At 44.7% G+C, this 22,723-nt stretch carries 22 protein-coding genes; 3 read left to right on the top strand and 19 right to left on the bottom strand.

Going from position 1 to position 22,723, the window contains the following annotated elements; translation table 11 throughout:
* Positions 1-78 precede the first annotated feature (78 nt).
* Entirely contained in the window at positions 79-2,175 is a 2,097-nt protein-coding gene (locus B9T20_RS01675) for a BCCT family transporter (protein WP_094489523.1), read from the top strand.
* A 55-nt stretch (positions 2,176-2,230) separates the two neighbouring features.
* On the opposite strand, the gene purU is transcribed toward B9T20_RS01675, so the two are convergent.
* From purU to B9T20_RS01695, 4 genes are all read right to left on the bottom strand, one after another.
* The gene (purU, locus tag B9T20_RS01680; RefSeq protein WP_094489524.1) at positions 2,231-3,079 is read right to left on the bottom strand and encodes a formyltetrahydrofolate deformylase; all 849 of its coding nucleotides are present in this window, start codon (positions 3,077-3,079) and stop codon (positions 2,231-2,233) included.
* A gap of 151 nt (positions 3,080-3,230) precedes the next feature.
* The gene (locus tag B9T20_RS01685) at positions 3,231-3,653 is read right to left on the bottom strand and encodes a biopolymer transporter ExbD (RefSeq protein WP_094489525.1); all 423 of its coding nucleotides are present in this window, start codon (positions 3,651-3,653) and stop codon (positions 3,231-3,233) included.
* Positions 3,653-4,336, bottom strand: a complete 684-nt coding sequence (locus B9T20_RS01690) for a MotA/TolQ/ExbB proton channel family protein (protein ID WP_094489526.1) — start codon at positions 4,334-4,336, stop codon at positions 3,653-3,655. Before B9T20_RS01690 ends, B9T20_RS01685 begins: the two co-directional genes overlap by 1 nt.
* Positions 4,337-4,358: 22 nt before the next feature.
* A complete protein-coding gene (locus B9T20_RS01695; protein WP_094489527.1) occupies positions 4,359-5,048 on the bottom strand; it encodes an energy transducer TonB in 690 nt (229 codons plus the stop codon).
* A 203-nt stretch (positions 5,049-5,251) separates the two neighbouring features.
* Here B9T20_RS01695 and dapB point away from each other — a divergent pair, with 203 nt between their 5' ends.
* Entirely contained in the window at positions 5,252-6,052 is an 801-nt protein-coding gene (gene dapB, locus B9T20_RS01700; protein WP_094489528.1) for a 4-hydroxy-tetrahydrodipicolinate reductase, read from the top strand.
* A 1-nt stretch (position 6,053) separates the two neighbouring features.
* Positions 6,054-7,586: a B12-binding domain-containing radical SAM protein gene (locus tag B9T20_RS01705; RefSeq protein WP_094489529.1), complete on the top strand. Its 1,533-nt coding sequence runs from the start codon at positions 6,054-6,056 to the stop codon at positions 7,584-7,586.
* Between the two features lie 54 nt (positions 7,587-7,640).
* Here the strand turns inward: B9T20_RS01705 and brnQ are convergent, their stop codons facing one another.
* The 15 genes from brnQ to B9T20_RS01780 all read right to left on the bottom strand — a co-directional run bounded on the left by brnQ (position 7,641) and on the right by B9T20_RS01780 (position 22,722).
* Entirely contained in the window at positions 7,641-9,083 is a 1,443-nt protein-coding gene (brnQ, locus tag B9T20_RS01710; protein ID WP_094489530.1) for a branched-chain amino acid transport system II carrier protein, read from the bottom strand.
* A 157-nt stretch (positions 9,084-9,240) separates the two neighbouring features.
* Positions 9,241-10,257 carry a quinone-dependent dihydroorotate dehydrogenase gene (locus tag B9T20_RS01715; RefSeq protein ID WP_094489531.1) on the bottom strand — a complete coding sequence of 339 codons (1,017 nt, stop codon included), beginning with the start codon at positions 10,255-10,257 and terminating at the stop codon, positions 9,241-9,243.
* Positions 10,254-11,000: a DNA repair protein RecO gene (gene recO, locus B9T20_RS01720; RefSeq protein ID WP_233491487.1), complete on the bottom strand. Its 747-nt coding sequence runs from the start codon at positions 10,998-11,000 to the stop codon at positions 10,254-10,256. The genes B9T20_RS01715 and recO overlap by 4 nt, the downstream gene beginning before the upstream one ends.
* Positions 11,001-11,005: 5 nt before the next feature.
* Positions 11,006-11,461, bottom strand: a complete 456-nt coding sequence (gene mlaD / locus B9T20_RS01725; RefSeq protein ID WP_094489533.1) for an outer membrane lipid asymmetry maintenance protein MlaD — start codon at positions 11,459-11,461, stop codon at positions 11,006-11,008.
* A 28-nt stretch (positions 11,462-11,489) separates the two neighbouring features.
* Entirely contained in the window at positions 11,490-12,137 is a 648-nt protein-coding gene (rnhB, locus tag B9T20_RS01730) for a ribonuclease HII (protein ID WP_094489534.1), read from the bottom strand.
* Positions 12,137-13,300, bottom strand: a complete 1,164-nt coding sequence (gene lpxB / locus B9T20_RS01735) for a lipid-A-disaccharide synthase (RefSeq protein WP_233491490.1) — start codon at positions 13,298-13,300, stop codon at positions 12,137-12,139. Before lpxB ends, rnhB begins: the two co-directional genes overlap by 1 nt.
* A 20-nt stretch (positions 13,301-13,320) precedes the next feature.
* Positions 13,321-14,109 carry an acyl-ACP--UDP-N-acetylglucosamine O-acyltransferase gene (lpxA, locus tag B9T20_RS01740; protein WP_094489536.1) on the bottom strand — a complete coding sequence of 263 codons (789 nt, stop codon included), beginning with the start codon at positions 14,107-14,109 and terminating at the stop codon, positions 13,321-13,323.
* 23 nt (positions 14,110-14,132) lie between these two features.
* Positions 14,133-14,573, bottom strand: a complete 441-nt coding sequence (gene fabZ, locus B9T20_RS01745; protein ID WP_018122254.1) for a 3-hydroxyacyl-ACP dehydratase FabZ — start codon at positions 14,571-14,573, stop codon at positions 14,133-14,135.
* Between the two features lie 29 nt (positions 14,574-14,602).
* Positions 14,603-15,637, bottom strand: a complete 1,035-nt coding sequence (lpxD, locus tag B9T20_RS01750) for a UDP-3-O-(3-hydroxymyristoyl)glucosamine N-acyltransferase (RefSeq protein WP_094489537.1) — start codon at positions 15,635-15,637, stop codon at positions 14,603-14,605.
* Position 15,638: 1 nt separating this feature from the next.
* A complete protein-coding gene (locus tag B9T20_RS01755) occupies positions 15,639-16,148 on the bottom strand; it encodes an OmpH family outer membrane protein (RefSeq protein WP_233491492.1) in 510 nt (169 codons plus the stop codon).
* Positions 16,148-18,538 carry an outer membrane protein assembly factor BamA gene (gene bamA / locus B9T20_RS01760; RefSeq protein WP_094489538.1) on the bottom strand — a complete coding sequence of 797 codons (2,391 nt, stop codon included), beginning with the start codon at positions 18,536-18,538 and terminating at the stop codon, positions 16,148-16,150. Before bamA ends, B9T20_RS01755 begins: the two co-directional genes overlap by 1 nt.
* An 89-nt stretch (positions 18,539-18,627) precedes the next feature.
* Positions 18,628-19,977, bottom strand: coding sequence for an RIP metalloprotease RseP (gene rseP, locus B9T20_RS01765; protein ID WP_094489539.1), 1,350 nt, complete (start codon positions 19,975-19,977; stop codon positions 18,628-18,630).
* Positions 19,978-19,980: 3 nt separating this feature from the next.
* A complete protein-coding gene (gene dxr, locus B9T20_RS01770; protein WP_094489540.1) occupies positions 19,981-21,156 on the bottom strand; it encodes a 1-deoxy-D-xylulose-5-phosphate reductoisomerase in 1,176 nt (391 codons plus the stop codon).
* Complete coding sequence (locus B9T20_RS01775) at positions 21,153-21,992, bottom strand: phosphatidate cytidylyltransferase (protein ID WP_094489541.1); 840 nt, start codon at positions 21,990-21,992, stop codon at positions 21,153-21,155. The genes dxr and B9T20_RS01775 overlap by 4 nt, the downstream gene beginning before the upstream one ends.
* 10 nt (positions 21,993-22,002) lie before the next feature.
* Complete coding sequence (locus tag B9T20_RS01780; RefSeq protein WP_233491494.1) at positions 22,003-22,722, bottom strand: isoprenyl transferase; 720 nt, start codon at positions 22,720-22,722, stop codon at positions 22,003-22,005.
* Position 22,723 lies beyond the last annotated feature (1 nt).

Raw genomic sequence — 22,723 nt, forward strand, 5'->3', positions numbered from 1 at the left:
TGTTTATCAATCTAATAATCTCCCCATACGTCCCTTGTCACGTATCTCTTTTTCAACCTAAACAAACAAGGATCATTTATGCCAGAACCTTCATGGACTCAACATAAGTTTTTCAAAAGCTTAAACATCCCCGTTTTTGTAGGCGCGAATCTTCTCATTTTACTCTTGCTCGCAGTCACAATTTTAGTGCCCAACACTGAGCAGCTCTTTAACTCCATTCAAACATGGATTGTCGATAACCTCAAATGGTATTACATTTTGTCAGTGGCCATCATTTTAGGCGCTGCCATTTTCATCATTTTAAGTCGCTATGGCGACATCCGCTTAGGGCCGGATCATGCACGCCCGAATTACACCAACTTTAGTTGGTTTGCCATGCTCTTTTCCACCGGCATGGGCATCGGTTTAATGTTCTTTGGCGTCGCAGAACCTGTCATGCATTACATTGCGCCGCCCGTTGGCGATCCTGAAACCGTCGCTGCAGCCACCGAAGCCTTACGCTTAACCTTCTTCCATTGGGGCTTACACGCTTGGGCCATTTATGCCATTGTGGGCTTGATTTTGGCGTATTTCTGCTTTCGTCATAAACTCCCCCTTGCCCTTCGCTCGGCCCTTTATCCACTGATTGGCGAGCGCATTTATGGCCGCATTGGCGATGCCATCGACATCTTTGCCGTCCTTGGGACAGCCTTTGGTGTGGCAACATCCTTAGGTTTTGGTGTGGAACAAATTTATGCAGGATTGGATTATTTACTCAATTACAAGCTCTCTGAATATGGCAACAATCCTGAAAGCTTATTGTCCATTGGTGGCATTAAAATCTTAATCATCGTAGTGGCCACAGCCGGCGCGACGTTATCGGTGAGCTTAGGTTTGGACAAAGGGATCAAAATCCTCTCTGAAACCAACCTTTATATGGCCCTTGCCTTAATGCTATTGGTGCTCTTTTTAGGTGGCCGCACCGTGGATCTTTTCCAGGCATACATCCAAAACACCGGCAGCTATTTATCTGATTTGGTCAATAAAACCTTTAATCTGTATGCCTATGAACCGAAAGATCCGAAAGATTGGATCGGCGGCTGGACAATCCTCTATTGGGGTTGGTGGTTATCTTGGTCACCATTTGTGGGTATGTTCATCGCGCGCATTTCACGCGGGCGCACCATTCGCTCATTTTTACTCGGGGTTTTATTGGTGCCAGCGGGCTTTACCCTCCTTTGGATGACGGTGTTTGGTAACTCAGCCATCGACATGATCCGCAACGATGGCATGATCGAAATTGTCGATGCCATCAATACCGATAAATCATTGGCTCTTTTTGTCTTCTTAGAATCCTTCCCATGGGCATCATTATTATCTGGCCTTAGTATCGTGATGGTGTTCATCTTCTTCATCACCAGTGCGGACTCAGGTGCCATCGTGATGGACATGCTCTCCTCAAACAAAACACAAACGCCCCTTTGGCAGCGTGTGTATTGGGGATCGATCACGGGTATCATCGCCATCATTTTAATGAGTGCCAATGGTTTAGAAGCATTACAAACGGCAACAATTGCCTCCGCTTTCCCCTTCAGTTTGATTTTGCTCTTCTCGCTTTATGGGCTCTTTAAGGCGCTGCGCATCGATTATGGTAAACGCGAAATTCGCACCAACTCCATCAACAACTTCCAATCAAGCTTTGTTTCTGGTGGTTGGCAAAAACGTTTGCGTGGGCTTGTGCTCTATCCACGCCGCGATCATGTGATTCGCTTTATCAATGAAACTGTGGAGCCGGCCTTTGAAGAGATTGCCGCTGAGCTCTCTAAACAAGGCATCAAAACCACCATCACTCGTAAAGGCGATGATGACATTCTCTTTGAAGTGGAACACGGTAAAAATGACAACTTTATGTATCGCATTAAAGCGCGTCACTATTTAAAACCAAACTTTTCCTCCATTGAGGCCTCTGATGTGGATCCGGATTATCAAAAATATTTCCGTGCAGAAGTCCATTTAGACAATGGTGCCCAAGGCTATGACATCATGGGTTACAGTAAAGAGAGTTTAAGCAATGACATTGTCGATCAGTACACCAATCATCTTCAATTCATTCACAACTTTCAGTTAGAACACAATTATGTGCCTGACAATAAAGAAGCGAAACCTGACAAAGAGGAATCGCCGCCACAAGCTTAATGTGAGCATTAAAAAAACCTCGGCATGCCGAGGTTTTTTTTGATTCAAGCAATGGTTAAAAAACCACCGTATGATTGCCATGAACAAGCACACGATCTTCAATGTGATAACGCAAACCGCGCGCTAACACAATTTTCTCGATGTCGCGCCCAAGGCGAATCATGTCTTGCACATTGTCTGCATGCGTGATGCGCGTCACATCTTGATCAATGATGGGACCTGCATCTAAGTCCTGCGTCACATAATGGCACGTTGCCCCAATTAACTTCACGCCACGTTGCGCTGCCTGATGATACGGGCGCGCGCCCACAAACGAGGGCAAAAAGCTGTGATGAATGTTGATGATTTTATGCTGATAACGCTCACATAAATCTGGCGGAATGATCTGCATATAGCGCGCGAGCACAATCGTGTCGGCTCTGAGCTCATCCATCAAATTCTCCACTTTCGTAAAACTTTCACTTTTATTCAATGGGTTCACAGGCACATGATGATAAGGCACATTGTACCACTCCACTAAACTGCGTAAATCATCGTGATTAGAGATCACCGCCACGATGTCACAATCAAGCTCACCGGTTTGCCAGCGCGATAAAAGATCCACTAAGCAATGTGAATCTTTACTCGCCATCAATACCACACGTTTTTTAACCGCCGTCTCGGAGATCTTCCATTTCATGGAAAATTTCTCGGCCATTGGTGCAAAACGCTCTTTAAATTCATCTAAACTGCATGACAATGAATCGGCTTGAATCACATGACGCATAAAAAAGTAGCCGCTGCCAAAATCTGAGTGATGATTTGCCTCGGCAATCCACCCACCGTGTTCTGCAATAAATCCACTGATTCCAGCAACAATCCCGACTCCATCTGGGCATGACATAGTTAAACGATATGCGTTCATTGACTCTTTTCCTTTATAATTAAAATTCCACATCTCTTTGGCTTTTCGCCGCCTAAAACAATATCAGATTTACCGCAATTGAACAGCAAAAAAAAAGAAGATTCCGAGGAATCTTCAAAGTGCAGGGAGCTCGTGATTGAAATTAAACGCATCAAGGCGCATCAATGGTTGTCATAAAACCAATTTTTGAGAGATTCGCTCGTTTAATTTCAATTAATGTTTTTGCCACTGTGTCATACGGCACACTTTCATCAATGTTTAAGGCAATGATGGGTTCAATGTCGGCATCTTTTGCTTTAATCGCTTCAAGCGCCGCATGTAAAGTCTCTAAAGTCACCGGTTTTTGATTGAGTAAAATCTCGCCCGTTTTGGTGATTTCAATGGTTTGTGGTTTTTGTGGTGGCACAGGTGCTTCAATGTTCGATGCCTTTGGCAAAGAGATATCCACCGATTGCGTCACCATCGGTGCTGTGATGATGAAAATCACCAATAACACCAACATCACATCAATGAGCGGCACCATATTGATTTCAGCATTTTCTGTGCTTTCGTGTCTGATTCGACCAATGGCCATCATGCCTCCTTCGCGTGTCCGCTTAATAATTTGATGAGTTTAAACGCAAAAGTATCCAATCGACCCAATGCCACACGATTGCGACGGGTGAGCCAGTTGTATGCCATCACAGCAGGAATGGCGACCGCCAAACCGATGCCAGTCATGATCAGCGCTTCCCCCACAGGTCCCGCCACTTTGTCAATCGTACCGGCACCGGTTGCGCCGATGGTGATGAGGGCATGATAAATCCCCCAAACCGTTCCAAAAAGCCCCACAAAGGGCGCCGTTGCTGCAATCGTGGCCAATGCGGATAAACCATTTTCCTTTTGCATTTGAATCTCATCTAACTCAGCGCGCAGCGTAATGGTGATGAAATCTGTCAATGTTGTGGATTTAGCAAGTACCATCGCTTGATCGTCATGATAAAATCCTACCGCTTCAATGCCCTTTTCGGTCAATTGTGCATAATCTAAACCAGACAAATGCTTTGCCGTACGGGATAAATCCTTCATGCTCGTTGCTGTATTGAACTGTTTAAAAAATGCCGCAACTTTATGGCGACGAATCATGCCATTGAAGGCTTTGATGACAATGATGCTCCAAGAGACCAATGACATTACAATTAAAATGCCCAACAAGGTTTGACTCACGACATCTGCCTGCCCAATGAAATGGGCGAATCCTAATGCTCCGACTTCCATACAATTCCTTTATCCATTTGACTTAAAAAGCATAGTCTATACGATGTCGGATGGCGATCGCTTGACCATTTTCTCGATACGGGCGAATTTTTACGCCATTTGCCGCAGTCAATGCCGCATCATCAAGCATTTTGTGCCCGGAGGATCGCTCAAGTACCACTTTTGTGGGCACGCCTTGTGCATTGAGCTCAATGATGACAACGCTATTGCCACGCAAGCCCTGACGATGGGCAGCACGTGGGCGCTTTGGCTCAGGATTTTTCAAAAATTCAATGCGACTCGCTGCAACGAGCGGGCGACCGCCTTGTGTGCGCGTCACTTGTGCCTGAGTCGGTTTGCTCGCTGTTTTGACAACGCGCTCAACCGCTTTTGGCTTTGGTGTGGGTTTAGGCTTTGCCTTCACCACTGGTGCCTCAATGGGCACTACAACATCCGCGGCTTTTACTGCTGTGTTTACCGCCATCATCTGAACCATCTCTTCATCATGCGGATGTTGTAATGTTTCTTCGATCACCTCTTCAACTTCAGCAATGCTCTCCATATGGTCGCCAAATGTCACCATCTCAAGATCAATCGTGCCCGCAACACTTGCTTGCACCGCAAGACTTTTGGGCGATAACATCGTGGCAAGTGCGGCTGTGTGCAGTGCACCCACCCCGGCAATCAAAAGTAGATTCATCATTGCTGTTGTGTGAAAAGTTTGCTTATTCATAACCATTATCAAAAAATGTTGATTAACGTATGAGAATTATTATCATTTAAGAATCATTTGTCAAACACTTTCATCACTATTTTTAATCGGCCCGATGATTTTTATGAATGATGGCGCAATTTATCTTCGCAATTCGCTGCTCTCCCATTACTTTTATTGCCTTTATGGCTATAATGAAAACGTTTCGTTAATAGGATAAAAATATGATTAGAATTGGCATTATTGGCGTTGAAGGACGCATGGGGTTGAACATCTTACAATTGGTGACAGAGGCGCACGACTTAACCTTAGGCGCGGCGATTACCCATCATGGCAGCCCAAACATTGGACAAGATGCAGGATCATTGCTGCACAGTGAACCCTTAAATGTGCGCATCACGGATGATGTGGCAAGCACTACAAAAGATGTGGATGTCTACATAGATTTCACGCTACCTGAAGCCACCATGATCAACATTCAACCGATTGCCAACGCCCACATTCCAGTGGTGATCGGCACCACTGGTTTAAGCAACGATGATTTGGCACAATTGGCAATCTATGCCAAAGAGACCGCCATTTTACAAGCGCCAAACATGAGCCTTGGCGTCAATTTGGTGTATGCGCTTCTTGAGCAAGCGGCAAAAGTCTTGGGCAAACAAGCAGACATCGAAGTGTTAGAGATGCATCACCGCTTTAAAAAAGATGCCCCAAGTGGCACCGCGCTACAAATGGGTAAAGTGGTGGCCAACGCCATGAATGAAGATTTTGATAAAGTTGCAGTGTATGATCGCCATGATATGAACCGTGAACGCGGTGCAGGTGAAATTGGTTTTGCCACACTTCGCGGCGGCTCTGTGGTTGGGGATCACACCGTGATTTTTGCCACACTCAAAGAACAAATTGAAATCACTCATAAAGCCAAAGATCGCTCCCTTTTTGCCGATGGCGCCGTGTATGCCGCTCGCTGGTTACACCAAAAGCCCCATGGCCTTTACTCAATGCAGGATACCTTAGCCCTTTAATATGGACATTTTAATCAGTACACTCAATGCGCGATTCTCCCATGCTTCGTTGGCCACTCGTTATTTATTGGCCAATTTAGACGATGATTTACGAGCGCGCGCTGAGATTTGTGAATTCACCATTCAGCAAGACACCGAAGAGATTTTAGCCACTGTATATGATAAAGCACCGAAAATCATTCTTTTGGGCGTCTATATCTGGAACATCAATGAAACCACCAAATTGGTGCGCGAACTCAAAGCATTGATGCCGGAGCTCATCATTGTCATTGGCGGGCCTGAAGTCTCCCATGAATATGAAGAGACGGCGATTTTTAAAGCTGCAGATTATCTGATCACCGGTTGGGGCGACATCAGCGCGTATGAGTTGTGCCGCGACATTCTCAGCGGTCAAGCACCAAGTGATAAAGTCATCAAAGGCAAACAGCCGAAGCTCGAAGAAATTAAGCTCCCTTACGATTACTATACGGACTTTGACATTGCCCATCGCACCATTTATGTGGAAGCTTCTCGCGGTTGCCCGTTTAAGTGTGAGTTTTGTTTATCCAGCCTTGATAAAACAGCGTGGACATTCCCACTTGAGAATTTTCTCGCGGCAATGGATCGCTTGTATCAACGTGGATTACGCCAATTTAAATTCATCGATCGCACCTTTAACCTGAAACGTGAATTCACAGTGCGAATTTTAAATTTCTTTTTGGATAAATTGGCAAAACATCCAGAAGATGCGCTCTTTTTACACTTTGAATTGGTGCCAGACTTTTTACCCGATGAGATCAAAGCGCTCATTTTAAAATTCCCTGAAGGGAGTTTACAGTTTGAAATTGGCATTCAAACCTTAAACACAGAAACGCAGCAACTCATCTCGCGGCGCACCAATTTAGTCAAAGCCAAAGAGAACATCTCTTGGCTCTCTAAACACACATCGGTGCATTTACATGTGGATTTGATTGCAGGTTTGCCTGCTGAGGATTTAGAGCAATTTGCCAAAGGCTTTAATGAGCTTTGGTCATGGGAGCCACAAGAGATTCAACTTGGCATCTTAAAGCGCTTAAAAGGCACGCCCATTACGCGCCACACAGATTCATTTGATTATCGTTACAGCCCTGAAGCGCCTTACAGCGTATTTGCCAATAAGGACATGGACTTTAACACCATGAATCAGATGAAAAATGCCGCGAAATTTTGGGATCTCGTGGCCAACTCCGGGCGATTTAACCACACGTTGCCTCTATTGTTTGATGATGCGGCATTTGAAACCTTATGGCAAATGTCTGATTACTTGGTCAAATGCTTTAAACGCACGCACAGCATTCCTTTAGATAAGCTCTTTGGTGAAGTCTTCAATTATTTGGTACAGGTTAAAAAAGTGCCCATCATTACTGTACAAGCCGCAATGAGTGAAGATTTTATGCGCATTGGCTTACAAGGTTGGCCAAAATATTTAGGGGATAAACCTGCTGACTTTGCAGAGCGACTCAGCAAACATCAACACAAAACGGCCGCGCCTAAACGCCAGCAGCAACATCTTTAAATGTGCCATAAAAAAAGCTCAGAGTAATCTGAGCTTTTTTGATAATCCAATCAATTATTCAACAATTTCTGCAATTTTATGCTCTCTATTTTGATTGCGCACGGCACGCTTTAACAAAATATTGTTATTGATGTGCACCGCAATTAAGAATGCAATCACGCCAGGCACAACCCATCCCATCGAGATGTCATGCAATGGCAACATTTGCACAAAGCCTGCTGTTGGGAAGAATACAGAAGAAACGCTGATGAACAACACCACATACGTTGTGATGCGTAGTTCAACTTTATCTAATGGCACCAATAATTTATCAATAAAGATCAACACAATCAATGTGATGGTCAAAGGATAAACGATCAATAGAACAGGAATTGCCCCTTTGATGATGCTGCTGAGCCCTTGATTCGCCAATCCAAAGCTGATCAACGTGAAGATGATCGCATATTGCTTATAAGACAATCTTGGCATTAAGCTATGGAAATAGCTGCTGATGGAAACGATTAAACCAATGGCTGTGGTCAAACATGCCAAACCGACGATGATGCCCAATAAGAATTGACCTGGTAAACCTAAAGTCATGCGCGATACTTGCGTTAAGATGTATGTCCCACGATCTTGTTGTTGTAACGCAAATTGCGCTTCATCAATCGGGAAATGGTTACCCACCCAGCCTAATGCAATATAGATTAAGCCCAATGCCAGACCAGCAATCACCGCGGCATATGATGAGTATTTAAACAAATCTTTTTGATTGGTGATGCCATATGCACGCACTGCTTTTAACACAATGATGGAAAATGCCACCGCTGCGATGGTATCCATCGTTTGGTACCCTTCCACAAAGCCTTTGGCAAACGGTGCGGCTTGATATGAAGGATCTACAGCTTCAATCGGTGTATTAAGTTGGAAAATTGCCAATACAATCAACACAAGCATAGTGATCAATAACGCTGGCGTTAAGATTTGACCCACGCGATCTACGATCTTTGTTGGGTTAAAGCTCAACCAAAACACCACAATGAAGAAGAAAACAGAGTAGAAAAACAGGCCCACTTTGCCCACTAAATCTGCTGCCACAACCGATGCATCGGCTGCATAGAACATGGATTTTAAACCTTCAGCAATGCTTAAGAATAAGCCGTGCAACATACCGCCTTCGTTACGGATAAAAGGCACAAGCGCCATTTCATAAGAAACCGTTGCCGTTCTTGGGATGGCAAAAAATGGACCGATGGTCAGATAAATGGCCACCATGAAAACCACAGAGAAAATCACGCCAATGCGTTTTGTTTCTGTGATGAAACCTTCTTCAGAAAAGGAACCAGCGATGATGCCAAGCAGCGGTAAACCCACGCCTGTAATGACAAAACCGATAATTGCAGGAAAAAAGTTGCCACCACTGAGCCAACCTGCATTTGGTGGGAAGATCAAGTTACCAGCGCCAAAGAAAATGGCGAACAACATAAACCCAATGGCTGTGATTTTTCGAACCGTCATAATACTCTCTAAATTTTCATCAATATATTTTGTAAGATCGTCTTGGATAAAGACACTGTTTACGCACAGTAAACGCAATGGGGGAAACCTTTTGGGTTCCTTCAATAGATAGCATGAAAATTTAGAGTACTCAAGTGGCGGGCGTCATAAAGTCAAATTATGACTGATAATCACTCAATTTTTGTTGAATATCCGCCACCAAGCCCGTACCACCATAAATAAAGCCTGAGTAAATTTGCACCAATTTTGCGCCCGATTTGATTTTATCAAGGGCATCTTCGCCCGTCATGATGCCACCTGCAGCAATCACCGGAATCGATTCAGACAGATGCGTTGTGAGAATTTTCACAACTTCTGTGGCTTTCTCCGTCAATGGCCCACCGCTTAAACCACCCGCTTCATTGGCATTGATGCAACCTTCAACCGCTTCACGGCTTAACGTTGTGTTGGTGGCAATCACGCCATCTAATGCCACTTCTTTAATCACTTCAATGGATTCAAGCAATTCTTCTTCACTCATATCGGGCGCTAATTTGACCACAAGCGGCGTATATTTTTTCGTTTCACTGAACAATCTGCCCTGCTCTGCTTTAAGGGTTGAGAGCAGTTGCATCAGATGATCTTTACCTTGAAGAGAACGTAAATTTTTAGTGTTCGGGGATGAAATATTGATGGTGATGTAATCGGCAAGCGCATAAGCTTTTTGTAAACAAATCAGATAATCATCGGTGGCGCGCTCAATGGGCGTGACTGCATTTTTACCAATGTTCACGCCGATCAATGGACCATTTGCCCCATGATTTAAGCGATATTCTGCTAAGTTTTTCAATAAATGATCGATCCCTTTATTATTAAAACCCATGCGATTGATGATGGCTTGTTTTTCTGGAATGCGAAACATGCGCGGCTTTGGATTACCCGGTTGTGGGCGCGGTGTGACGGTACCAATTTCCACAAAACCAAAGCCCATTTTTGCCCATGCAGACAATGCCGCCCCATTTTTATCTAAACCTGCCGCTAAGCCTAAACGATTGGGAAACGTTAAGCCCATGATGGTGACCGGGTCGCGCGTCATTTCTGTGGCGATGGGTAAAAGTGGCAATGTGGCAATGGCGATGTCATGCGCCATTTCAGCCGGTAATGTTAATAAAAAGCGGCGCGCAAAATCCATCATAAGGAGCTCCTTGTGTCTGATAATGGGGTTGATTGTTGTTTGGCATGTAAGGATTGTAGCCACAGTCGAGATTGCAAAGGTGTGTTGCCAAGCAGTGGCTGCAATAAAAAGCGCATCATGCGCTTATAATATTGTAAAAATGGGCGATCAAGCCGCTCATATTGATGGGTTTGCTCGATCATCTGTAAAGTGAGAATGTGCGCCCCTGGCATCACCGGCGTTGACATTTTAAAAGGATGTTTGCTGAGCCCTGCTTCAATGCCCACATAATAGTTGAGATTGGCCTCGATCTCATCGCCATCGCTGTCTGTCGTTAAATCAGGCATTGCACCCAATGTTTCTAACAAGGCTTTCTCAAAGGCGCGCAGCATCCACTCTTGCAGCTCAGCATCGGCATGTTCTAAGGCAGCCAATGCACGCCAATAATGGGTAAACAGTGCAGCATCGGGATGATGTGCGCTCATTAAACGCATCAACAACTCATTTAAATAGTAACCGGACCACACATTGAGCCCCTTAATGAAGGCATGCTGTACGCTGTCATAATCCTCGGCAAAGTAGAACACCTTGCCCGCCTTCAATTGCCAATGGCCAAGCTCAAAAATTTGATCGCTGTAACGAGCTTTGCGACTTCGTCTTGCCAGCACTTTAATTTTGCCATACTGCTCAGTAAAAAGATCGAGCAAAACCCGATCTTCTTGATAAGCACTTTTTTTAAGGACAACGCCGAGCGTTTCTATCACCACGATTAATCTTTATTCCCCATAGAGGTGAGGAACTGACCAATTAAGCGCTCGATGACAATGGCTGATTGTGTCATCTTAATTTGGCTGTCATTTTCCAATGGAATGGGTGAACCGCCGGGATCTAATGCAATGTACTGCTCGCCCACTAAACCTGCGGTGTAGATCATGGCGGAAGTGTCATTAGGGATCTCAAATTGATCATCTAATTTCATGGTGACAACGGCACGAAAATCATCCGGATCCAGCGCAATGTTAGACACGCGACCAACGCGTACACCGCCGATCATCACAGGTGCTTTGACTTTTAAAGAGCCCACATTATCAAAATGTGCAGACACCGAGATCTGTTTACCAAAACGGCCATCGGTTGTGCTTGCGCTCAATGCGAGCCAAACCAAAGCCACAACGCCTAGAATCATAAATAAGCCGACTGAAAAATTCACTGCTCGTGTATTCATACTGCTCTCACTCTTAATAAAATTTGCTTCATTCTACTATGTTTTTATCTTTTGTGCATGCCAGCACTTTTTGTATTGGGGCAAAGCTTCTGCGATGCGTTGGCAATGGGCCGTGTGTTGCCAGCGCTGCTAAATGCATCGCTGTGCCATAGCCTTTATGTTGTTTAAAACCATATTCAGGGTGGATTTCATCTAAGGCAATCATGGAAAGGTCACGCGCCGTTTTCGCTAATATGCTCGCTGCGCTGATCTCTTCATGCAACAAATCCCCTTTGATCACCGTTTCACAAGCAATGTACGCTGGAAACTTCGGATTTTGATTGCCATCAACGCGCACCAAATTTGGCGTGACATTCAAACCAGCCACAGCGCGGCGCATGGCCAATAATGTGGCCTGTAGAATATTGAGCGTGTCAATCTCCTCCACTGAAGCCGATGCAATGCACCAAGCTTTGGCCTTCTCTTTGATCTCTTTGGCGATGAGGTAACGTTTTTTTTCAGAGATTTTTTTGGAATCCGTCAAACCTTCAATGCCATGATCCGCATCTAAAATCACCGCAGCGGCAAAGACATCGCCGCATAAAGGGCCGCGTCCTGCTTCATCAACACCGGCAATTAAAAATGGTTGATCATCATTTTCACTGATTTCAGCAAACAAAGAGAGTTGTGTATTCATTAGATGGAATTGACCAATTTATCAATGATGGCTTTTGCAGCCGCGCGATCCGCATTTAAACGCAGTGATTCATGCACTTTTAAAAATTCAGCATCGAGCACATGGGCATCGGCTTTCTCAAAAGCCTCTTCCACTAGCGGCTTTAAGCGCTCTGGCGTCACATCGGCTTGGAAAACTTCTGGCACCAAAGGTTGGCCCGATAAAATGTTCGGCAAAGAGAAATATGGCGTGCGCACCACTTTTTTAGCAATGTAGGCTGTCAATGATGAAAACTTATAGGCCACCACCATCGGCTTTTTAAGCAGCAATGCTTCAAGGGTTGCCGTGCCTGAGGCCAGCAAAACAACGTCAGAAGCTTGCATCGCTAAACGAGAATCCCCTTTTAACACCACCATGTGCGATCGTGTTTCAGGACTGAGTTTAGCCACCGTGCTGTCAATCACCTCGTAAAGATGATCGGTTGCAGCCGGAATCAAGACTTTTAACTCAGGATGCTCATCCATCAATAAAACGGTCGTTTGCATGAAAATGTCTAATAAACGGGAGACTTCACTGACGCGGCTACCAGGCAATAATGCCAGCACTTTGCCATGTTCAGGCAAATTGAGGGTTTGACGAGCATAGGCTACATCAGGTTGCAACGGAATTTCATCGGCCAAGCGATGACCGACGCACGCGGCATCCATTTTATGTTTTTGATACAGTGCCACTTCAAATGGAAAGAGACACAAAACCTTATCCACCGATTTTTTGATGGTAAAGACACGTTTTTCACGCCACACCCAAATCGATGGGGAGACGTAATGAAAGGTGGTGATGCCTATCTGTTTGACAGAGGCTGCCACTTTCAAATTAAAATCTGGGGCATCGATGCCAATGAAGGCAATCGGCATGCGATCTTCGGCAGCTTTGACCAATTGTGCTTTTAAACGCAGCAACTTTGGCAAATGCACCAAGACTTCAAAGAGCCCCATCACCGATAATGTTTCAATCGGCGCTAAGCTCTCTAAGCCTTCTGCAATCATTAATGGGCCGCCCACACCAAAAAATTCAGCGTGAGGGAACTCCACTTTCAATGCTCGGATTAAACCTGCACCTAAAATATCACCCGATAATTCACCGGCAACAATCATAAAAGTGGGCGAGGATGATATCTCTTTCACAGGTTTAACCTTCTTTTGATTTAACGCACAATGCCACGTTGAGTGGGCACTTCTAAAAAGTCCACCATTTGTTGCAAATGTGGGAACTCTTTGGCAAGTTCTTTGATCTCATCGATGGCATCTTGTAGCATCAAGTTTTGACGATACAAAATCTTATACGCGCGTTTTGTGGCTAAAATGGCATCACTTGAGTAGTTGTGACGGCGCAGACCCTCTGAATTAATGCCCGCAGGTTCTGCACGGTAACCGGCTGCCGTAATGAATGGTGGCACATCACGATGAATCCCGGATGAGAAACCTGTGATGGCGCCGGTGCCCACACGACAACGCTGATACACCATAGAATAGCCGCCTAAAATCACATCATCTTCAATGGTGACGTGGCCAGCTAATGATGCACCATTGGCAAAAATGGTGCGCGAACCGACGATGCAGTCATGGGCAATGTGGCACGTTGCCATGATCCAGTTGTCATCACCAATTTTGGTGAGACTCGCATCTTGCACCGTACCGCGATTGATCGACACATATTCACGAAACGTATTGCGATCACCAATGTGCAACTCTGTAAAATCGTCCGCTTTGAACTTTTTATCCTGCGGCACTTCACCGATGGAAGCAAATTGATAAAACGTATTGTCTTCCCCGATGATGGTGTTTGCACCAATGACCACATGGGAGATGAGTTTTGTCCCTCTGCCAATGCGACTGTTTTCACCCACGATGCAAAATGGGCCAATGCTCACATCGTCCGCAATGGTTGCCGTTTCATGAATGATGGCGGTAGGATGGATTAAATTTTCTGGCATGATGAATACCTCCTTTAACAGAGTTAAAATGCCTCCTGACGCATACACATGACTTCTGCTTCACACACCACAGTGCCATCAACGCGTGCAACGCCAGAGAATGACCAAATACCACGACGTGCTTTTAAGAATTTCACTTCAATTTCCATGGTATCACCTGGTTCAACAGGTTTTCTAAAACGCGCCTTATCAATACCAACAAAATAGTAAATGGAGTTTGGCGTGGCATCTTGTCCTGCCGTTTTATACGCTAAAATGCCCGTTGCCTGCGCAATGGCTTCTAAAATCAATACGCCTGGCATGATCGGTTTCACAGGAAAGTGACCTGTAAAGTAAGGCTCATTGTATGTCACGTTTTTGCGCGCTAACAATGTTTCACCTTCTACATAATCCAAAACGCGATCGATCATCAAAAATGGATAGCGATGGGGTAAAAACTTCATAATTTCGTTGATGTCAATCATTTTAGAATCAGACACTGTCTCACCTTTCCTTATTCTTCAAAGTCTATTTTCTTCTCTAAAGCCTTCACACGGCGATAGAGTTTATCAATGTTTTGTAACTGAACCACATTTTTGCGCCAGCTACGATTATCTGTCACAGGCATTCCGGATGAATACACGCCAGGCTCAATCAACGAATGAGTGACCATTGTATCCCCCGTCACCATGACACCGTCATGCAACTTGATGTGCCCGTTGATACCCACACCACCACCAATGACGACGCGATTACCGATCGTCGCAGAGCCGGCAATGCCCGTAAATCCTGAAATAACGGTGTGTTCACCCACGATGCCATTGTGCCCTAATTGCACATGGTTATCGATCTTTGTGCCTTTGCCAATCACGGTATCTTCAATTGCACCGCGATCAATACAGCTGTTTGCACCAATGTCCACATCATCCGATAAAATGACGCGACCCACTTGTGCAATCTTCACATATCCTGTGGGCCCCGGCGCAAAGCCAAAGCCTTCAGCCCCAATCACAACGCCTGAATGGAGCGTCACACGATCCCCTAAAATACAACCATAACAGATGGTGACATTTGGGTATAAAAAGCAGCCCTGACCCAGCACCACATTCTCTTCAATCACGCTGCCTGCTTTGATGATCGAATCATCACCAATCGTTACGCCGGCCTCAATCACTACATTGGCACCAATGTAGACATTGTCGCCGATTGTTGCCGTCTCATCAATCACCGCAGTTGGATGAATGGTGCGCACTAAATTTGTTTTACGTGTATCAAATAGATGGGAAACATATGCCCACGCTAAATAAGGATTTTTAGTCACCAAGGCATTGCCTTGATAATGTTCGGCTAAATCCGGTGCTAAAATCACTACAGATGCCGCAGTCGTTTCTAAAAACTGACGATATTTCACGTTATTGATAAAAGCGATCTCGCCCTGTTTGGCATTTTGGATGGTGGCTAAACCGGTGATCTGACAATTTTGATCACCTTTCAATTCCAAATCATTGATGTGGCGTGCCACATCAGCATAAATTTCTGACAATAACATGTTATTTCTCTAGTTTTTCTCTTAATTTATTTAAGATGGCATCAGTCACTTGTAAGCGATCGGCGGAAAAGATCATGCCCGATTCCATGATGAGATCATACTGATTATCCTCAGCATATTCTAAAATGGTGTCGGTGATCTCTTTATGCATTTTATACAGCTCTTCATTGCGGCGCAGATTGTAATCTTGACGAAACTCTGAAGCTAAACGTGCATATTCGCGCTCTAAATTGAGCAAGCTGCGCTCATTCTCTTTGCGCTCTGAATCATCTAAAGCGGAGGTCACAATCGAATCTTGTGAACTTTTCATCTCAAGGCTTAAGTTTCTGAGCATTTCATCTTTTTGTGCAAATTCATCTTGCAGGCTTTTTTGTACACCTTTAATTTGCGAATACTCTTCCACTAAACGTGGCATGTCCACAACGCCCACTTTCAGTGATTGCGCTGTGGCAGCATTGAAAGCCAAATTGCATGAGATGAGCAAAATGGCTTTAAGTATCCAGCGTTTCATTAGAAAGGAATACCAATGGAGAACTGGAATTTTTGTGTGCGGTCATAAGATTCTGACTTAATTGGCTTAGCGTATGAGAACACCAATGGACCAATCGGAGAGAACCATGCCACACTCACACCCGCTGAATAACGCAAGCTTGATGTTTTAAAGCTTTTGTATTTGTCGTTATTGTGCACGTTTTCACGTAAGTTATCGCCTAAACCATACACTTGACCGGCATCAAAGAACACAGACCATCTTAAGTTGTTGCTCTCTGCAAAGCCTGGCACGCGCATGATGAGTTCAGCCGTGGCGTTCATTTGTAAATCACCACCAGCAGCTTGATCATTCACATAACGCGGGCCTAATGTACCTGAACGATAACCACGCACTGTTCTTAAACCACCTGAGTAATAACGCTCATAAAATGGTAAGCCGGAAGTTTTGCCGTAGCCATAACCTTTGGCAATGTCGCCACGCAAGTTCAACACCACATCATCACCATCAAACAATGGATAAAAACTGCTGTGTTTAAAGGCCACTTTGTAGAATTCATCCGTGGAACCTGGTAATGTACCTGACAGCGTCAATGAGTTGAGTGAACCTTCTGTGGCAAACACAGTGCGATCACGCGTATCGCGAGAGATACCGGTACTGAAACGAATTAAGTTTTTCTGCTTCGTCACACGATTCCAAGTGCCGCCATTGTAACCTTCACAATACCCTGTATTGCCGTACTCTTTACACTCAGTGCCGGTCAAATCTTTAACGATTTCCATCGGCGTTTCACGAGTGGTTTTGATGTTCAAACGGTCATACCCCACACTTGCACCCACGGATGTAAACTCAGTCAATGGATAGCCAAAGTTAAAGCTTAAACCATAACCATCCATCAAATAGTCAGCGGTGTAATCGTTTTTATTTTTCTGTTTGGTATAGTGTGCTGAAACACCTGCACTTACACCGCTGTCCGTAAAGTATGGATTGGTGTAAGAGATGTTAAAGGATTGCGTTTCATCATCCGTTTCTGCAGAAACATACAATTGATTGCCCGTTCCCATAAAGTTTGGCTGATCAAAGCTGATGTTAAAACCAAATTTAGATTCCATGCCATAGCTTAAACCAAACGTGATGCTACCTGCACTACGCTCTTTGACTTTATAGGTCAAATCCACAAGATCTGAATCCACTTGGCGCGTCACCACATCCACATCTTCAACATACGGCAAGCGCTGTAAACGCACTTTAGAGCGCTCAACGTCACTGGACATGAATTGTCCGCCTTCCATCTGACGAATCTCACGACGGAACACATTGTCTTGTGTGCGCTCATTGCCTTCAATGTTCACGCGGCGCACATAGATTTTCTCACCATTGTCCACAGAGAAAATCATTTTAACGGTTTTGTTCTCTTCATCAATGTCCGGAATGGCATTGACGCGGGCAAGCGCATAACCATCATCCCCAAGGCGATCTTGAATCGCTTTAACGGCAGCATCGACTTTAGATTTTTTGTAATATTTGCCTTTATCAATGTCTACAAGTGCGGTCAATTCTTCTAACGGCACATGCGTATTGCCCACCACTTCAAAATCTGTAATGCGATAGCGATTGCCTTCATGCACATCAACATCCACAAACAGACGCTCTTGATCCGGTGAGACAGATGCCAGTGACGAATTCACTTCCGCTTTCATAAAGCCGCGTTCTTGATAGAACTTTTCAATGGATTCCACATCTTCACCCACGATGCGCGGGCTATAACGATCTGACTTGGTCAACAGCGTCATAAAACCAGATTCTTTGGTCTTCATTTGCTTTTTAAGTTTGCCATCACCGTAGTTTTCATTGCCAGTAAATGAGATTTCTGCCAATTCAGCGGTTTTACCTTCAGAGACCGCCAATTCAACATTCACACGATTACGGGGCAATTCAATGACATTGACATCAATTTTTGTGGTGTATTTGCCACGCTCTTCATAAGCTTTGAGCAAATCATTTTTGATCGATGCCATTTTAGAGGCGCTGTAGGTTTTCCCTTCAGACAAACCGGCCATTTTAAGCATCTCTTTAAACTGCTTAGAACCCACATCTTTATTACCAGTGATTGTGACGCGGTCAATGACGGGGCGTTCCACAACATTAATGACCAAAACACCATTTTGTTGATAAACACGCACATCATCAAAGAGTTCTGTGGCATATAAGCGACCAATTGTATCTTGGATGTTACCTTTTTTAAGTGTCGCTGTATCACCACCTAATTGTGAAAAGACTGTACCGGCATTGAGTCTTTGCAGACCTTCAACGCGAACATCTCGCACAGAATAGTTTTGTGCATAAACGAGAGGCATTGCTAATAACAAAGCCGTTGCGAGTATCGATTTTTGACAATTCTTGAGGACCATTATTATTCTCTAACACTATAAAATCTGAAGGTAAACTAGGCGACAATATACAGAATTTGAGGCGTAATTACCACTCATTTAATAGACAGCTAAAACCACTTAGCCACATCATAACTGATGACCACCGCCATAAAAATAAACATGGCAAGTGCACCTAATTGCAAAACTTTGACCTTAATACTATCAGGGAATTGATGTTTGCCCATGATTTTTTCAATGCCAAGGCCCACCAAGCGCCCACCATCTAGCACTGGAATGGGCAATAAGTTCAGCAGCCCAATGTTAATGCTAAAGAGCGCCGCAAGCTGCACAAAGTAAACAAGCCCTGAAGCCAGTGCTTGACCGGCAATATTGGCAATGCTCACCGGCCCTGCCATTGTATTGATGTGAAAATCTCCGGTGATCATGCGGCCTAAGAATTTAAACACCATCAAACCATCGCTCACTGTTTTATGCACAGCAGCACTCAAAGCATCAATCGGGCCTAAGCGATCTTTGGTCACTAAATTTTTATACACAGAGGCATCAATCATCACACCTAAACGCACGCGACCATCGGCATCAGCTTGTGGCATCAAAGTTTTGGTCTCTGTTTGTCCATGTCGCTCAATGATCACATCCACCGCTTGTCCTGCTTTTAAACCGGCAACCACCGTTAACACATCTTGCCATTCAGGCGTTTTTTGTCCTGCAATTTCAACAATGTTATCGCCTTTGCTTAAACCAGCCGTTGCAGCTGCACTGCCGGCAACCACATCCGAGACAATCGGTTTTAAGGCCGGGAAATATAGATTCACGCCAAGCTCTTTGTATAAATCTGTTTTGGCATCTAATTTTAACGACTCACCAATGTCGAGCGTGGTATAACGTACTTTGCCATTGCGTTCATAGACAATCTCTGCTTTGCCATCGTCTAAATATTCAATGAGCTTTTGCATCATGTCCGTAAAGCTGTCCACTTGTTCGCCATCGATGGTGCGAATCAGATCGCCACTTTCAAGCCCCGCTTGTGCAAAGGGCTGCTCTGCCGTCACTTCAACATACGGTTTATACGCGGGCACGCCATACATGAATAAACCCCAAAGCAGCGCAATGGCCAATACAATGTTGGCCAATGGCCCTGCGGCCACCACAAAAGCACGTTTCCAAATGGGTGCTTCTTTAAACTTCATCCCTTCACTGAAGGACTCTGTGTGCCCTTCATCATCCACAAATGCGACATAACCCCCAAGCGGAATGAGGCCAATGGCATATTCAATGCCATCTTTACCTTTACGGGACCAAATGTTTTTCCCAAAGCCAATGCTGAACTTTGAAACAGCAAAACCCAGTTTACGCGCCACATAAAAATGACCAAATTCATGAATGGTGACCAAAAGCCCCATCAAAATAATGAATCCACCCACAGAGCGGAAAAAGGTTTCTAACCATTCAAACATCGCTTACACATCCTTTAAGGCAAGTTTGGTGCGCGCACGAATGATGCGATCATATTCAATGATCTCGTCAAACGACGTGAGCGGCCCATCGGTCAATTGATCTAAAAAGGCTTCGAGTTTTCTTGGAATGTCCAAATAGCTGATTTTATCTGCCAAGAAGGCTTCCACCAACAACTCATTGATGGCATTCATCGCCACTAAATGGGTATTGCCTTTACGCAAGCACTCTTTGGCAATGCGAAGACAAGCAAAACGTTCTAAGTCCGGTTTTTCAAACGTTAGATCCATCATTTGCGTCATATCAACAGGTTTTTTACCAGAAAAAATGCGATCCGGATAACCAAGTGCATGCGCAATGGGAATCGTCATGTCCGGTTCACCTAATTGCGCAAGCAATGAGCCATCTTGATACGCCACCAATGAATGAATGATGCTTTGCGGATGAATCACCACATCAATGCGATCTGGGTCCATATCAAACAAAAAATGCGCTTCAATGAACTCAAGTCCTTTGTTCATCAATGTCGATGAATCAATTGTCACTTTTGCACCCATGTCCCAACGCGGATGTTTGAGTGCATCTTCCTTACGGATCAATGCCATTTGCTCTAAAGTGAAAGTGCGAAAAGGGCCGCCCGATGCCGTTAATACCAATTGGTCAACGCCTGATAATGTGCTCTGCCCTTGTGAATTTTTCGGCAAACACTGAAACAATGCATTGTGCTCACTGTCAATGGGTAAAAGCGTTGCGCGATGGGTTTTCACCGCATCCATAAAGAGCGCACCGCCCATCACCAAGCTCTCTTTATTGGCAAGCAAAATGGTTTTGCCTGCTTTAACTGCAGAGAGGGAAGACAAAAAGCCTTTTGCCCCCACAATGGCAGCCACCACAACATCAATCTCATCCATCTTCACTAAATCGCTGATGGCCGCTTCACCGCGCCATACCGTGATGTGCATTTGATGCTGTACAAACAACGCTTCAAGCTCAGCTGCGGCAACTTCATTGGCCATCACCACATATTGCGGTGAAAACTCTTGGCAAATGGCGAACATTTTCACAACACTGCGATCGGCCACTAATGAGTGCACCTGATACAACTTAGGATTATTGCGAATGACCGTTAATGTCGAAGTGCCGATGGAGCCTGTGGCCCCTAAGATGGAAACGCGTTTCATAATGTGCTGACATTCATATTAAAAAGATAAAAACCAAAAGCAAAGAAGGTCGCACCGGCAATTAAGCCATCGATGCGATCGAGCACCCCACCATGTCCCGGAAAGAGATTGCCGCTGTCTTTATAACCGGCATGGCGCTTAATTAAGCTCTCATATAAATCACCGCTGACAGAGAGCATCGCGGCAATCATAGAAATTAAGATAAAGCCAAATTTTTGGCCGCCCGTAAAGCTCTCCGGCAATGAGATGGCCACTAAAATGGCAAACACTGTTGAAAAGATTAAACCACCGAGCGCCCCTTCAATCGTTTTGCCTGGGCTAATGCTTGGGGCCAATTTATTGACGCCCATTTTGCGCCCAACAAAGTAAGCGCCGCTGTCAGCCAATGCCACCAAAGCAATGACATACAGCACCAAACCAAAACCATAACCGCCCGGCAATTGATGGAGCATGCCAATGGAGACAAAAAAGCCCATCAACATCAACGATGAACAAAAGGCTGTTAAGCGTGTGGAAACAATCCAATCACGCGGATATTTGACTTGTAAATACAATACCACCGGCACCGTGAGCCACAGATAAGTGGCAAACGCATTGACGGTTAATAATAAATCGTGAGAATGCGTCACTAAAAAAATGTACGCAATGACCAATAACAATGTATTGATGAGCAAATATGGCAAACGCACATCTTCATGCAGCATTCGTGCCCATTCCACCACACCAATGATCACAACGACAAGCAACGCCAATTGAAACAACCAAGAGGGTAAAAAGCGAATGGCAAATAAAGCCACCAGCGCCATGATGATTCCTGTAACAACGCGTTCTTTCATATCATTATTCTCATTTCGTTACCGCACCAAAACGGCGTTCGCGCTCTGCAAACGACATCAGTGCTTTGTTAAACTCATTCTCATTGAAATCAGGCCACAGACACTCTGTGAAATAAAATTCGGCATATGCTAGCTGCCACAACAAAAAATTACTCAAACGCTGCTCACCGCTCGTGCGAATCAATAAATCCACTGGCGGAAAATCATGCAATGCTAAACGCTGACTGACCATCACCTCATCGACTTCATCTAAGCTGATGAATTTATTTTGCACATCTTGAGCAATCGCTTTACATGCAGAAACAATCTCCGCACGTGAGCCATAATTGAGTGCAATGATCAAATCTAATTGTTGATTGTTGCGCGTCAGCTCCACCGCTTGATGCAACTTTTGTTGCAGCAACAGTGGGAATTTATGGGTGTCCCCAATGAAATGAATGGCCACCCCTGCCTCATTCAATGACTGTAATTCTCGATCAAGGGTTTTGATGAAGAGCTTGACTAAAAAGCTCACCTCTTCATCGGGCCTTGACCAATTTTCCGTTGAAAACGCATACAGCGTTAGGGCTTCAACGCGATGCTCAATGGCAGCCTTCACAACCCGTTTCACTGACTTAACGCCAGCATTGTGCCCCATAGTGCGCGGCAAAAAACGTTTTTTAGCCCAGCGACCGTTGCCATCCATGATGATGGCAACGTGACGACAAGCATTCGATTCTGATGCTGCCATG

The organism is Wohlfahrtiimonas sp. G9077 (genome assembly GCF_002252155.1).
Classification (GTDB): Bacteria; Pseudomonadota; Gammaproteobacteria; order Cardiobacteriales; family Wohlfahrtiimonadaceae; genus Wohlfahrtiimonas.